General features: G+C 61.1%; 12 protein-coding genes. 10 read left to right on the top strand and 2 right to left on the bottom strand.

Annotation, left to right across the window (positions count from 1 at the left end):
- Positions 1 to 2: 2 nt before the first annotated feature.
- The gene (locus ACW9UQ_RS02835) at positions 3 to 1,580 is read right to left on the bottom strand and encodes a bifunctional metallophosphatase/5'-nucleotidase (protein ID WP_458929479.1); all 1,578 of its coding nucleotides are present in this window, start codon (positions 1,578 to 1,580) and stop codon (positions 3 to 5) included.
- A 138-nt stretch (positions 1,581 to 1,718) separates the two neighbouring features.
- Between ACW9UQ_RS02835 and ACW9UQ_RS02830 the strand changes: the two genes are divergently transcribed.
- The 10 genes from ACW9UQ_RS02830 to ACW9UQ_RS02785 all read left to right on the top strand — a co-directional run bounded on the left by ACW9UQ_RS02830 (position 1,719) and on the right by ACW9UQ_RS02785 (position 9,637).
- Positions 1,719 to 2,183, top strand: coding sequence for a hypothetical protein (locus tag ACW9UQ_RS02830; RefSeq protein WP_458929478.1), 465 nt, complete (start codon positions 1,719 to 1,721; stop codon positions 2,181 to 2,183).
- A gap of 119 nt (positions 2,184 to 2,302) precedes the next feature.
- Complete coding sequence (locus tag ACW9UQ_RS02825) at positions 2,303 to 2,737, top strand: hypothetical protein (RefSeq protein WP_458929477.1); 435 nt, start codon at positions 2,303 to 2,305, stop codon at positions 2,735 to 2,737.
- A gap of 70 nt (positions 2,738 to 2,807) precedes the next feature.
- A complete protein-coding gene (locus ACW9UQ_RS02820) occupies positions 2,808 to 3,734 on the top strand; it encodes a DMT family transporter (RefSeq protein WP_458929476.1) in 927 nt (308 codons plus the stop codon).
- A gap of 32 nt (positions 3,735 to 3,766) precedes the next feature.
- Positions 3,767 to 4,090, top strand: coding sequence for a DUF952 domain-containing protein (locus tag ACW9UQ_RS02815; protein ID WP_458929475.1), 324 nt, complete (start codon positions 3,767 to 3,769; stop codon positions 4,088 to 4,090).
- Positions 4,087 to 5,085, top strand: a complete 999-nt coding sequence (locus tag ACW9UQ_RS02810) for a quinone-dependent dihydroorotate dehydrogenase (protein ID WP_458929474.1) — start codon at positions 4,087 to 4,089, stop codon at positions 5,083 to 5,085. The genes ACW9UQ_RS02815 and ACW9UQ_RS02810 overlap by 4 nt, the downstream gene beginning before the upstream one ends.
- A gap of 103 nt (positions 5,086 to 5,188) precedes the next feature.
- A complete protein-coding gene (locus tag ACW9UQ_RS02805) occupies positions 5,189 to 5,818 on the top strand; it encodes a peroxiredoxin (protein ID WP_458929473.1) in 630 nt (209 codons plus the stop codon).
- 190 nt (positions 5,819 to 6,008) lie between these two features.
- A complete protein-coding gene (locus ACW9UQ_RS02800; protein ID WP_458929472.1) occupies positions 6,009 to 7,061 on the top strand; it encodes a Y-family DNA polymerase in 1,053 nt (350 codons plus the stop codon).
- Positions 7,000 to 7,185, top strand: coding sequence for a hypothetical protein (locus tag ACW9UQ_RS02795; protein WP_458929471.1), 186 nt, complete (start codon positions 7,000 to 7,002; stop codon positions 7,183 to 7,185). The genes ACW9UQ_RS02800 and ACW9UQ_RS02795 overlap by 62 nt, the downstream gene beginning before the upstream one ends.
- On the top strand, positions 7,182 to 8,792 hold the full coding sequence (locus tag ACW9UQ_RS02790; protein ID WP_458929470.1) for a PHP domain-containing protein: 1,611 nt from the start codon (positions 7,182 to 7,184) through the stop codon (positions 8,790 to 8,792). Before ACW9UQ_RS02795 ends, ACW9UQ_RS02790 begins: the two co-directional genes overlap by 4 nt.
- Before the next feature lie 20 nt (positions 8,793 to 8,812).
- On the top strand, positions 8,813 to 9,637 hold the full coding sequence (locus tag ACW9UQ_RS02785) for an OB-fold nucleic acid binding domain-containing protein (protein ID WP_458929469.1): 825 nt from the start codon (positions 8,813 to 8,815) through the stop codon (positions 9,635 to 9,637).
- Between the two features lie 70 nt (positions 9,638 to 9,707).
- Here ACW9UQ_RS02785 and ACW9UQ_RS02780 read toward each other — a convergent pair whose 3' ends face one another.
- The gene (locus ACW9UQ_RS02780; RefSeq protein ID WP_458929468.1) at positions 9,708 to 12,800 is read right to left on the bottom strand and encodes a valine--tRNA ligase; all 3,093 of its coding nucleotides are present in this window, start codon (positions 12,798 to 12,800) and stop codon (positions 9,708 to 9,710) included.
- Between the last annotated feature and the right edge of the window lie 3 nt (positions 12,801 to 12,803).

Here is a 12,803-nt window from a genome sequence, read left to right as displayed (position 1 = left end):
ACTTACTTCTTAGTGATGCGATCCGCCACATAAGGTGTGTAAGGTGCATTTTCCGCCAAATACTCTGCCAGGACATCCGCGACATCAGGGCCGAAATCATAGGCGTTCATGCTGCCTGTCTCGAACATCTTGAAGCCGTCGCCGCCGCCACGGACATAGTTGTTCGACACCATGCCGTACACCTGCTCAGGGTCGAGCGGCTCAAAGCTGCCGTCAACCTCGACCATCACCTCAACGATACGGCTGCCCGGCTCTGCCGTGGAATCCCAGGTGAATTTCATGCCGGCCACCTGCGGGAAGCGGCCGGCACCTTCCTCTACCTGGCTGACGCCGTTCTCAAGCGCGGCCAGAATGCCATCCCCCTTCATCTGGAAGGTCGACAACGTGTTCTGGAACGGCAGCACGGTCAACACCTCGCCCATGGTCACCTCACCCGCATCGATAGAGGCACGGATACCGCCGGAGTTGGCGAAGGCAATCTGAACACCCTGATCTTTCACACGGTCCAGCATGGCGTCGGCGAGCAAATTGCCCATCTCGCATTCCTGCTGACGGCAAACATCGCGGTTGCCTTCGATCGGGGCCGAGGTTTCAGCAACCACTTTGTTGCGGATCTCATCCAGCGGCTTGGCCAGCTCGGCGATGCGATCCACTGTGTCCTGATCCTCGGTCACGGCCCCGTCCATCACAATCGGTTCTCCGACCGCTTCCGCGATCACACCATCATCATCGAAGGTCACGTTCAACTCGCCCAGGAACTTGCCATAGGCATAGGCCGACACGATGGCGGTGGTGCCGACCATGGTGGGATATGGCCCTTCGGCGCGGTCCGAGGTGTTCGACAGATAGGTGTTGGAATGCCCACCGACGATGATATCGACCTCAGGCACCGCTTCGGCGACCGCCTTATCAACACCATAACCAGAATGGCTGAGCACGATGATCTTGTTAATCCCCTGCTCTTTCAGCTTGGCCACCTCTGCCGCCACCGCCTCGGCGGGGTCGGTGAAGGTGATGTTCTTGCCCGGGCTGGCCAGCTCATCCGTGTTCTGCGGGGTCAGACCGATAAAGCCCAGCTTTTCGCCGCCACGCTCGATGATGGTGGATTTCTGCAGCACACCATCCAGCAGCGGTTCAGCAGAGACATCCGCGTTGGACATCAGAATCGGAAAGTCGATCGTGTCCATAAAGCCGCGCAGAACCTCGGGCCCATCGTCGAATTCGTGGTTGCCCACGGTCATCGCATCATAGCCCATCTTGTTCATCATCTCGGCCGCGACCTTACCCTTGTAATAGGTGTAAAAGAGCGAGCCCTGAAACTGATCCCCGCCATCGACGAGGATATAGTTGTTGGTGCGTTTCTTCGCCTCTTCCACCGCGGTGACAAGACGGGCCGAGCCGCCAAAACACTCCCCGGCGGCGTTATCTTCTGCCGAGCAGCCGGAATCGTATTTGCTGATCGGTTCAAACCGGGAATGGAAGTCGTTGGTATGCAATACAGTCAGCGAGTAATCTGCAAATGCCCCACCAGCGCTGAAGGCCAGAAGCGATGCTGCGGTTAGAAAGCGTGCCGTTTTCATGGTATCCGTCCTCAAAGATCAAGCGAATGGCCAAGTGCCAAATTGAGTGAAACATCTACGCTTGGCTTCCGCAACCAGCGTTGCACACCTGCGGTTCAATCCATATATCAAGACCGTACTTTTTTTGAGGAGAAGCTTATGAAGATCATTTTGCGTGCGGGTCTTGTTCTTGCCACGGTCGCACTGGGCGCGTGTACGGCAGGCAGCAGCGCCTCGCCAACCGGAACAACGAAAATTGACCAGCGATTTCAAGTCGATGGTATTAATATAGGGCGCGGCAAAGCCGACATTATTCTTTTGTTCGCGGCCCGCGAAAACAACGGAATGGTTGAGGTATGTGGTGCCATCAAGACATTTGGCCCCGCCTTGTATCAATCCGGAGAACCGCAGGTACTGCGTGGGAATTATCTAAAGATCGGTAATACGACTATTGCCAACTCTTTAAGCTACTTCGCGCGTCTTCCAAGGGGAACGGGTGAACCGACGCTCAAGGATGTCGCCGGAAAGTCGGCCAATTGCGCAACAACAGGCGCTGTCTGGCAGCCTGGCTATGACAAAGCCGAGATCAAAATGGTGCTGCGCGCCAACAGCGTTCAGCTTTAATCTGACCACGCAAAGGACGGTTCGGGCCGGTCCCGAGACGTCCTTTGCATTTTAGCTATATAGCAGCAAGCGCCGCACCGCTTACAAGCACCCGGCTACGATAAACCGAGGGTTTTACGATGACGTTTCGTTTGTTCGCCGGACTGGCCGGTATTGCCCTTCTGGCCTCCTGCGCTGCGACGCAGCTAAGCCCTTCGGGGTCCCGGGCCATTACCAAAGACTTTGACGGCACCGGTATCGACTGGCGCGGCGCCTCGGACGAAACCGTGCTGGTCTACAAGCTGTTCCAGCGTGGCACCATGACCGAGGTGTGCGGCGCCATCATGACCACGGGCACCCAGACCGTGCGCGACCTGGAACTTCAGTTGCTGGCCGCCTCGCGGTTAGAGGTCTACGGTACCACGATTGCCGACAACCTGCGCTTTTTCAGCCGGGTACATCCCCGGGACAAGACCGCTCAGGCCAATTGCGCAGTCACAGATGTTGCGTGGGACTCGTCCTTTGAGACCGCCACGCCAGAGTTGAAAAGCCGCACTCGGAATTTTTATTACTGACAGCAAACGCTTGCATTCGCTGGCCTGTCTGCCAGTCTGTCCGGCGAGCTAGCTTTGCCGGACATTTCCAATGGACCCCTTGAAGGGCATCGCCCTTAAAACACTGTCTGTCGCTGTCTTCATGGGCATGGCGACCTGCATCAAAAAAGCGGCAGAGGCCGGGGTTCCGCCAGGCGAGTCTGTTTTCTTTCGCTCCTTCTTTGCCATCCCCGTCATCATCATCTGGCTGATCTGGCAACACGATCTGGCGCATGGGCTGGAAACCAAAAACCCGATGGGGCATCTGTGGCGTGGGCTGGTCGGCGGGGCGGGAATGGCATGCGGGTTTACCGCCCTTGGCCTTTTGCCCCTGCCCGAGGTCACCGCCATCGGTTACGCCGCCCCAATCCTTGCCGTGATCCTGGCAGCCATGTTTCTGGGCGAAGAGGTCCGCCTGTTTCGCCTGACAGCTGTTGCACTTGGACTGGTCGGTGTCGTGATCGTGTTGTCACAACGCTTCTCCGCCACCTCAGTGGGCGAGACCACCGGCTGGCGTGCCATTGGGGCGATGGCAGCCCTGCTAGGCGCAGTCTTTGCCGCGATGGCTACGGTATTTGTCCGCAAAATGGTCCAGTCCGAAAAAACCGCCGCCATCGTGTTCTATTTTTCGATCACCACCACGCTGTTATCCCTGCTGACCATTCCCTTTGGCTGGATCTGGCCGGGCTGGCAAATAGCGGGGCTTTTGGTACTGGCAGGCGTTTTTGGCGGGTTGGGCCAGATATTCCTGACCGCGAGCTATCGCCATGCACCGACGGCAGTGATCGCCCCGTTTGACTACGTCTCGATGATCTTTGCGCTGGCAATTGGCTATGCGGTGTTTGACGAGGTGCCAACAAGCCGCACTATTGCCGGGGCGGTTCTTGTCGTGATGGCCGGACTGATCATCATCTTCCGCGAACGCCGCCTGGGGCTGGAGCGCGGCAAATCCCGGCAGGCGATAACACCACAGGGTTGACGCGCGCGCCATGCTGCCGCAATCAGGGCCTTATGCTGATATACAAGATTTTCCGAACAGATGAATGGCAGGCCCTTGAGGATGCCGGCGTCACCGATGGCGCGCCAGTCGATCTGGCCGACGGGTTCATCCATTTTTCTGCCGCTGAACAGCTTCAGAAAACGGCCTCCAAACATTTCGCGGGCGAAACCGGGCTGGTTCTGGCCGGGGTCGAGGCGGACGGGCTTGACGCCCTGAAATGGGAGCCCTCTCGCGGCGGGGCATTGTTCCCTCATCTCTATCGCGCCTTGCGCCGGGAAGAGGTCATCAGCCTGCGCCACCTGCCTGACGGGGTGGCTGGTCTGTACCTGCCGTGAAGCGGCTGATCGAACGCGTGGGGCTGGCCGCTTTGCGCCAGCTCGACCCTGAACAGGCGCATAAACTGGCCCTCAGGGCGCTCCATTCCGGCCTTGCCCCCCTGCCCCAGCCTGTATCCGGCCTGTCCTGCCAGGTCGCGGGCCTGCGCCTTGCCAATCCGGTCGGGTTGGCCGCCGGATTTGACAAAAATGCTGATGCCATCGGCCCCCTGCTGCACTCCGGCCTTGGCTTTATAGAGGTCGGGGCCGTCACCCCGAAACCACAGCCTGGCAATCCCAAACCCCGCCTGTTTCGCCTGCCCGAGGACAAGGCGGTGATCAATCGGTTCGGTTTCAACAACGATGGGATGGAACGGGTTGCGGAACGCCTTTCCGGCCGTCCGAAAACCGGAACGCTGGGCCTAAACCTTGGGACCAACAAAGACAGCGAGGACCGGGCGGCAGATTATGGCAAAGTGCTGGCCTGCTGCGCCGCGCATCTGGATTTTGCCACTATCAATGTATCTTCCCCCAATACCGAAAAGCTGCGCGATCTTCAGGGCCCGGATGCCTTGCGCGCGGTGCTAAACCAGACACAGTCGGTCAATGCCGGTCTGCCCCGCCCATTGCCCCTGTTTGTAAAGATCGCCCCTGATCTGGATGACGCCGCGCTGGACGATATCGTCAACGCGGTGACAGAGGCAGATCTGGCCGGGATCGTCGCCACCAACACAACCCTTGATCGCACCGGCCTGAACAGCCGACACAAAGATCAGGCGGGGGGGCTATCTGGCGTACCACTCTTTGCAAAATCCACGGCCGTGCTTCGGGCGCTCAGGGCGCGCACCGATCTGCCGCTGATCGGTGTCGGCGGCATTTCATCCGCAAAGGATGCACTGGAAAAGCTGGACGCAGGCGCCGATGCGCTGCAGCTCTATTCGGCGCTGACCTATCATGGGTTCGGGCTGATCGACGATATTCTGCGGGCGATCAAAGCGCGATCCGCGCCAGCCTGATCACTGACCCATCGCTTCACTTTGCCACAGGACTGGCAAATCCTGAACCGCCCCCCTAAATGTAGCCCAACTGACCAGCCATCCACTTGAAAGGGGTATCCGCATGAGCATCCGTCTGGGCGACACCGCACCGAATTTTCAGACTGAAACCACGATGGGCGACATCGACTTCCATGACTGGGCGGGCGATTCCTGGGTGTTTTTCTTTTCTCACCCCGCAGATTTCACGCCGATCTGCACCACGGAAATGGGCATGACGGCCAAGATGGGTGAAAAGTTCAAGGCGATGAATGTAAAGCCGATCGGCCTGTCCACCGATACGGTTGAAGAGCATGCAAAATGGATGTCGGATGTTGGTGAGACGCAAGGAATCGAGGTCAACTTCCCCGTGGTGGCCGACCCGAACCTTGCCGTCTCGCGGCTTTACGACATGATCCACCCAGAGGTGAACACGACCGAAACCGTGCGCTCTGTCTTCATCATCGACCCGTCGAAAAAGGTGCGCCTGACCATGACCTACCCGATGAATGTCGGGCGCAATTTCGACGAGATCCTGCGCGTTATCGAAGCGCTGCAGATCGCCGACGAACACAAGGTCGCCCTGCCCGCCAACTGGCGCCGCGGCGATGCGGTCATCGTGCCGCTGTCCGTCTCGACCGAAGATGCGCAGGCAAAATACTCGGACCTGAATGTGCAGAAACCGTATCTGCGGACCACACATCAGGTGAAGTGATCGGGATACAGGCCTTTGAGGCTTGATCCATTGCAAAAGGTGGCGGCCATCATCTGGCTGCCGCCGACCCCCAAAAACCAAGCCGCGCATCGCCGAGCCGTGGTGCGGCGATCAGCCCCTTATTCAAATCACTTTATCCCACCACCTGCGCGCACCACCCATCCTACGCACCCAGCCCAGCCCAATCGCCGTGCCGACGGGACGGCTCGGCGAGACGCGGTTTCAGACCGCCCTGCGCCGCTGGGCGCTGCGCTATTGCCCCTGGGTCGGGCTGGAGGGCGTGGATGGGTTGGTGCTGGATGTGACCGGCTCGGCCCATCTTTTGGGCGGAGAGACGGCCATGCTGGATGATATGCGCGCACGGGCGGACCGGGCCGGGTTGTCCCTGCGGCTGGGGCTGGCCGATACGCGGGGGGCGGCCTGGGCGCTGGCCCGGCATGGGGATGGCAACGGGATCGTCGCACCCGGCCAGACTCTGTCGGGGGTCGGCCCATTGCCGGTGGCCGCCCTGCGGCTGGACCCGGATATCGTGACCAAGCTGCAGCGGCTGGGCCTGCGCCACATCGCGGATCTGGCCGCCACAGCGCGCGCACCACTGGGGCGGCGCTTTGGTCCGACCGTGTTGACCCGGCTGGATCAGGCTCTGGGCGACATCCCCGAGCAAATCTCGCCCAAAGCCGACCCGCCGCATTACGGCGTGCGTCTGACCCTGCCCGAGCCGATCGGGCTGTTCGCTGATGTCATGGCCGGCACCGCCCGCCTGCTTGACCGGCTCTGCCACAAGCTTGCCCTGCACGAGGTCGGCACACGGCGGCTGATCCTGACCCTGCGCCGTGTCGATCAGGCCAGCCAGCAGGTGGAGTTGCGTCTGGCCGGTGCCATGCGCAACCCCGCCCGCATCCTGCCCCTGTTTGAACGCGGCATCGCCGGGGTTGAAGCTGGCTTTGGCATTGACCGGATGCGTCTCGAAGCGGTGGAGGTCGCACCCCTGCCCGCCCAGCAGATCAGCAGTGTCGCGGATCGCGGCCCGGATCAGCTGAACGATCTGATCACCCGTCTGGGCACCCGCATCGGGCTGGAGAATATCCACCGGTTCCCGCCCGCGCCCGCTTCACCTGTTCCCGCCCGAGCCGATCTCCGCCATCGGCCCACGCCCGCCGGACCGGTTCCGCTGGCGCGGCATGACCCTGACCACCGGGCGCGCCACCGGCCCCGAACGCATTGCCCCCGAATGGTGGTTTGACGATCCCGACTGGCGCAGCGGCCTACGGGATTACTGGCGGGTCGAAACCCGGCAGGGCCGTCGGCTGTGGCTGTTTCACACCCCGCAAAACCCCGCCTGGTTCGTCCACGGAGAGTTCGCATGACCGGGCCTTGCGGATATACGCCTCAAGGCTATACGGAACTGGTGGTGACCTCCAATTTCACCTTTCTGACCGGGGCCTCGCATCCCGAGGAACTGGTCACCCGCGCCGCCGAACTGGGGCTCAGCGCCATCGCCATCACCGACCACAATTCGCTGGCCGGTGTGGTCCGCGCCTGGTCCGCCTTGAAGGTCCTGCGCGAAGAGGCGGAGAAGACCGTGCGCATCCGCTCACAGCGCCGGGTGGATAGTTGCTCGCGCCAGGAAATCGGCACGCCCGAGGATATCGCCCGGCCTCAAGAGGCCCATCTGCCAAAGCTGATCACCGGGTGCCGTCTGGTGCTGCGCGACAGCGCGGTGAACTGGATCGCGCTGCCCACCGATCTGGCCGCTTATCAGCGCCTGACGCGGCTGCTGACCTTGGGCAAACGACGGGCCGGGAAAGGCGATTGTCACCTTGATCTGAAGGATATGCAGGCCGGATGCGATGGCATGATCCTGATCGCCCTGCCCCCTCAGGAAGGGACAGCCGGTGAAGCCCCCCTGAAAGCCCCAGACCACCTGATGAGCCGCACCATTGCCACCCAGATCAAGACGATGCAGCGCCGTTTTCCCGGCCATGTCTTTCTGGGCGCCGCCCCTCGTTATGACGGCACGGATGAGGTCTGGCTGGCGGCTTGCGCCCGGCTGGCCCTGCATTGCGCCGCGCCGATGGTGGCTGTCGGCGATGTGCTGATGCACAAAGCCGCCCGGCGACAACTGGCCGATGTGCTGACCTGTATGCGGACCGGCTGCCGGATTGATGAGATCGGCACCCGCGCCCTGCCCAATGCCGAGCGCCGCCTGAAAGGGGCAGCGGATATCGCCCGTATCTTTCGCAACCACCCCGCCGCCCTGCGCCGCACGCTGGAGATCGCCGGGCGCTGCAGTTTCGACTTGTCCGAACTCAGCTACACCTATCCTGATGAAATCACCGAAGGCGGCGAAAGCCCCATGGACCGCCTGACCCGGCTGGCACATGAAGGTCTGGCGCAGCGTTATCCGCAAGGGCCAACGCAAAAAGCCCTCGACCTGATGGCCAAGGAACTGGCCGTGGTTCAGGACCTCAACTACCCCGCCTATTTCCTGACCGTTTATGACATCGTGGCCTATGCCCGGTCTCAGGGGATCCTCTGCCAAGAGCGCGACTCGGCGGCCAATTCGATCCTGTGTTATCTTCTGGGGATCACGGATGTGAAGCCCGATATGATCGGCATGGTCTTCGAGCGCTTCGTCTCCCGCCACAGGGGTGAGCCGCCCGATATCGACGTGGATTTCGAACATGAGCGCCGCGAAGAGGTGATCCAGTGGATCTACACCAAATACGGCCGTCACCGCGCCGGTCTATGCGCCACCGTGATCCATTTCCGATCCCGCGCCGCAATCCGCGAGGTTGGCAAGGTGATGGGGCTGTCACAGGATGTCACCGCCGGGCTATCCGGCGGTGTTTGCCTGTGCGCTGCTGAACTCTCAGCCCATGGGCTTTTATGCCCCGGCGCAGATCGTCCGCGACGTCCGAGATCATCAGGTGGAGGTGCGCCCGATCTGCGTCAATCACAGCACCTGGGATAACACGCTGGAACGCCGCCCCGATGGCGCCTTGGCTCTGCCCTGGGCTTTCGTCAGATCAAGGGCTTCAAGCAGGACGATGCCGACTGGATCGTGGCAGCCCGCGGCAATGGCTATGGCGATCCCGAAAGCGTCTGGCTGCGCGCAGGTGTGGCCCGGCGGTTCTGGAACGGCTGGCCGAGGCGGATGCCTTCACCGGCATGGGTCTGACCCGGCGCGATGCGCTCTGGCAGGTGCGCGCCATCCGCGCCCCAGCCCCCCTGCCCCTGTTCAATGATCCGATTGATGGGGAGGCGATTGACGAACCGCAGGTCACCCTGCCGACCATGCATCTGGGCGAAGAAGTGGTCGAGGATTACGTCGCCACCCGCCTGACCCTGCGCGCCCATCCCATGGAATTGCTGCGCCCCTCCATGCCTAGTCTGACACGGCATGACGCGCTGGTCACCGCCCCGCTGGGGCGCACCACCGTCTGCGGTCTGGTGATCACTCGCCAGCGCCCCGGCACCGCCTCAGACATTGTTTTCCTGACGCTTGAGGATGAAACCGGGGTCAGCAATGTGGTGGTCTGGAACAAGGTTTTTCAACGCTTCCGGCGCACGGTGATGGGCGGGCGGCTTTTGCGGGTCACCGGCCCTTTGCAGCGCGAGGGGATCGTTGTGCATCTGATTGCCCAGCAGATCGAGGATATCTTGCACCGCCTCTCCGATCTTGGTCACCCGATGGACGCCGCCATTGGCCAGACCACCCCACAAACCGACAACGCCCCCCGCCCGCTGCCAAGCCCGCGGGCGATGCATCCCCGGGATCAGGCCAAAAAGCTGTTCCCCAGCTGGGATTTCCACTGAAGGCGGGGGTGGCAGCACGGCGCGTTTCTAAACGGTTTGCCTCCGTCACCTGCTGCCCGCAAACGCCCCGCTACTCCATCGCAGCAAGGCGTTCGACAGCGGCGCGCATCTTGGCGGCCTCTTCCCCGGCCGCCTCAAGGCGGTTGCGGTTTTCGGCCACGACCTCTTCGGGTGCATTGGCGATGAACTTTTCGTTCGCCAGCTTGTCTTTCAGCCCGCCGATTTCCTTGTCGAGCTTTTGCAAACCCTTCTCAAGCCTGGCTTTTTCCTCTGCCACATCAATATGATCGGCCAGCGGCAGACAGAAAATCCCGCCCTCAACCGGCAGGGTCACAGCCCCCTTGGGCGCACTATCGGCGGTCTGAAACTCCGGCACCCTCGCCAAACGTTCGACCAGCGCCTTGTTGCGGTCGAGAGCCCCCTGTCCGCGGTCGTCCAGTGACAGCTGGATCAGCGGGATTTTGGCACCGGCAGGCACGCGCATTTCGGCCCGGACAGAGCGGATTTGCTCAATCAGATCAATCACCCAGGACATTTCCGCATCGGCCTCAGCATCGACCAGATCAGCGGCGGTGTAGCCGGGCCAATCAGCATGCACCAGCATCTTGGACTGCGCACCGGTATCGCCCCAAAGCTGCTCGGTGATGAACGGCATGATCGGGTGCAGCAGGATCAGGCACTGGTCGATTGCCCAGGCCATGGTGGCGCGGGTTTCGGACACCACGGCGGGATCATCGGACTGCAAAAGCGGCTTGGCGAACTCCACATACCAGTCGCAAACCTTATGCCAGACATGGGCATAAAGTCCGTTGGCCGCGTCATTGAAGCGATAGGCGGTGAGGGCCTGATCCAGGGTTTCGCGGGCCCGGGCGGTTTCGCCGATGATCCATTTATTCGCGGTCTGGCATGCGTCTGGCACGCGTATGGCATGCGTATGGCTTTCGTCTGGCAGATCGCGCCCTTCGAAACAGCCGTTCATCTCCGCAAAGCGCACGGCATTCCAAAGCTTGGTGCCGAAATTGCGATTGCCCTTGATCCGGTCCCGAGACAGCTTCAGATCGCGCCCCATCGCCGCCATGGAGGTCAGAGTAAAGCGCAGCGCGTCGGCCCCGTAATCGTCGATGATCTCCAGCGGATCGATGACATTGCCGAGGGTCTTGGACATCTTCACGCCCTTTTCGTCGCGCACCAGCGCGTGGACGTAAACGGTATGGAAAGGAATTTGCTTTACCGTTTCGAGCTGCATCATCATCATCCGGGCGACCCAGAAAAAGATGATGTCAAAGCCGGTGATCAGCACATCGGTGGGAAAGTATTTTTTGAGCTCCTCGGTCTGCTCCGGCCAGCCCAGCGTGCCTGTCGGCCAGATGCCCGAGGAGAACCAGGTGTCGAGGACGTCTGGGTCGCGGTAAAGACCAAACTCGTTGCCCGCACCGTAGTTGCCCCAATCCTCACATTGAGCACAATCCTGGAGCACCCTACCGTATTTTCGCCAGCCAAGTTTATCATAGTAGGCTTCTGCAGCAGCAATCGCCTCTTTCTCGTTTAAGGCGCAGAATGAGACAGTGCTTTCAGGGCTGTAGTCTAAATCACCTTGTTCCCCGACACTCGGCCCATACCACACCGGCACCTGATGGCCCCACCAGAGCTGGCGGCTGATGCACCAGGGCTCGATGTTTTCCATCCAGTTGAAATAGACCTTTTCATGCTGCTCGGGCAGGATTTTGGTCTGGCCGCTGCGCACTGCCTCAATCGCCGGACCAGCGAGTTTTTCGGCGTCGATGAACCACTGGTCGGTTAGCATCGGTTCGATGACAACTTTGGACCGGTCGCCGAAGGGCTGCATGATTTTCTTGGCCTCGACCAGCGGCACCGGCTCGTCATCCGGCGATGGTGGGTTGTCACCCACCCTACCGGGCGCTTGTAGGGTGGGTGACAACCCACCATTGGCCGTGGTCATAACGGCGAGGCCTTCGGCGGTGATCTGGTCGATCACGCGTTTGCGGGCCTCGAACCGGTCGAGGCCGCGCAGGTCGTCGGGGACAAGGTTGATGGTGTCGGTTTCCGCCTCGGTCAGCGAGCGCTCACCTTTGGCCACAGCCATGGCAATCGTTGCCGCTTCTTCATACCCGGCCCCGTCGTCGCGCATTGCACCTTTGGTGTCCATCAGCCGATACATCGGGATGCCGCCCCGCTTGGCGACCTGATAGTCATTGAAGTCATGCGCGCCGGTGATCTTGACCGCGCCCGAGCCAAACTCTGGATCGGGATATTCATCGGAGATGATCGGGATCAGGCGGCGGTGTTCCTTGGGCCCGACCGGGATTTCGCAGAGCTTGCCAACGATGGCGGCGTAGCGTTCATCCTTGGGATGTACCGCAACCGCACCGTCGCCCAGCATGGTTTCGGGCCGAGTGGTGGCGATGGAGATATAGTCGCGGGTCTCGCGCAGGGTGACGGTGCCGTCTTCGTCTTTCTCGACATATTCATAGGTGGCCCCGCCCGCCAGCGGGTATTTGAAGTGCCACATATGGCCGTCGACCTCGGTATTCTCGACCTCGAGATCGGAAATTGCGGTTTCGAAATGCGGGTCCCAGTTCACCAGCCGTTTGCCGCGATAGATGATGCCTTTGTTGTAGAGGTCGACAAAGACCTTGATCACCGCATCATGGAAATCCGGCGAGTTTTCGTGCCCTGTGCGGGTATCCCCCGGGGCCCCGGCCATGGTGAACGCATTGCGGTCCCAATCGCAGGACGCGCCGAGGCGTTTGAGCTGTTCGATGATGGTGCCGCCCTGCTCTTCCTTCCATTTCCAGACCAGATCCAGAAATTCCTGCCGGGGCAGATCCGTGCGGCGGCGATTGGTCTTGGCCAGCTGTTTCTCGACCTGCAGCTGGGTGGCGATCCCGGCATGGTCCTGGCCGGGCTGCCACAGCGTGTCAAAGCCGCGCATCCGGTGCCAGCGGACCAGAATGTCCTGCAGCGTGTTATTGAAGGCATGCCCGACATGCAGCGAACCGGTAACATTCGGCGGCGGGATCATCACGCAAAAGGTTTCGGTGCGCGAGGCATTGGCCCCGGCGGCGAATGCCTTTTGCTCCTGCCAGCGGGCCGAAATCTCGGCCTCGGCCTTTTTTGCGTCAAATGTCTTGTCCATCGCCATCGA

Source organism: Halovulum sp. GXIMD14793 (genome assembly GCF_054457435.1).
The sequence above is the reverse complement of the archived record's forward strand: the minus strand, read 5'-3'. Positions and strand labels throughout refer to the sequence as shown.

What these genes read in the sequence shown, in the direction of transcription:
- ACW9UQ_RS02835 (WP_458929479.1), bottom strand. Translation starts at nt 1,580, where the DNA reads ATGAAAACGGCACGCTTTCTAACCGCAGCATCGCTTCTGGCCTTCAGC.
- ACW9UQ_RS02830 (WP_458929478.1), top strand. Translation starts at nt 1,719, where the DNA reads ATGAAGATCATTTTGCGTGCGGGTCTTGTTCTTGCCACGGTCGCACTG.
- ACW9UQ_RS02825 (WP_458929477.1), top strand. Translation starts at nt 2,303, where the DNA reads ATGACGTTTCGTTTGTTCGCCGGACTGGCCGGTATTGCCCTTCTGGCC.
- ACW9UQ_RS02820 (WP_458929476.1), top strand. Translation starts at nt 2,808, where the DNA reads ATGGACCCCTTGAAGGGCATCGCCCTTAAAACACTGTCTGTCGCTGTC.
- ACW9UQ_RS02815 (WP_458929475.1), top strand. Translation starts at nt 3,767, where the DNA reads ATGCTGATATACAAGATTTTCCGAACAGATGAATGGCAGGCCCTTGAG.
- ACW9UQ_RS02805 (WP_458929473.1), top strand. Translation starts at nt 5,189, where the DNA reads ATGAGCATCCGTCTGGGCGACACCGCACCGAATTTTCAGACTGAAACC.
- ACW9UQ_RS02795 (WP_458929471.1), top strand. Translation starts at nt 7,000, where the DNA reads ATGACCCTGACCACCGGGCGCGCCACCGGCCCCGAACGCATTGCCCCC.
- ACW9UQ_RS02790 (WP_458929470.1), top strand. Translation starts at nt 7,182, where the DNA reads ATGACCGGGCCTTGCGGATATACGCCTCAAGGCTATACGGAACTGGTG.
- ACW9UQ_RS02785 (WP_458929469.1), top strand. Translation starts at nt 8,813, where the DNA reads ATGGCGCCTTGGCTCTGCCCTGGGCTTTCGTCAGATCAAGGGCTTCAA.
- ACW9UQ_RS02780 (WP_458929468.1), bottom strand. Translation starts at nt 12,800, where the DNA reads ATGGCGATGGACAAGACATTTGACGCAAAAAAGGCCGAGGCCGAGATT.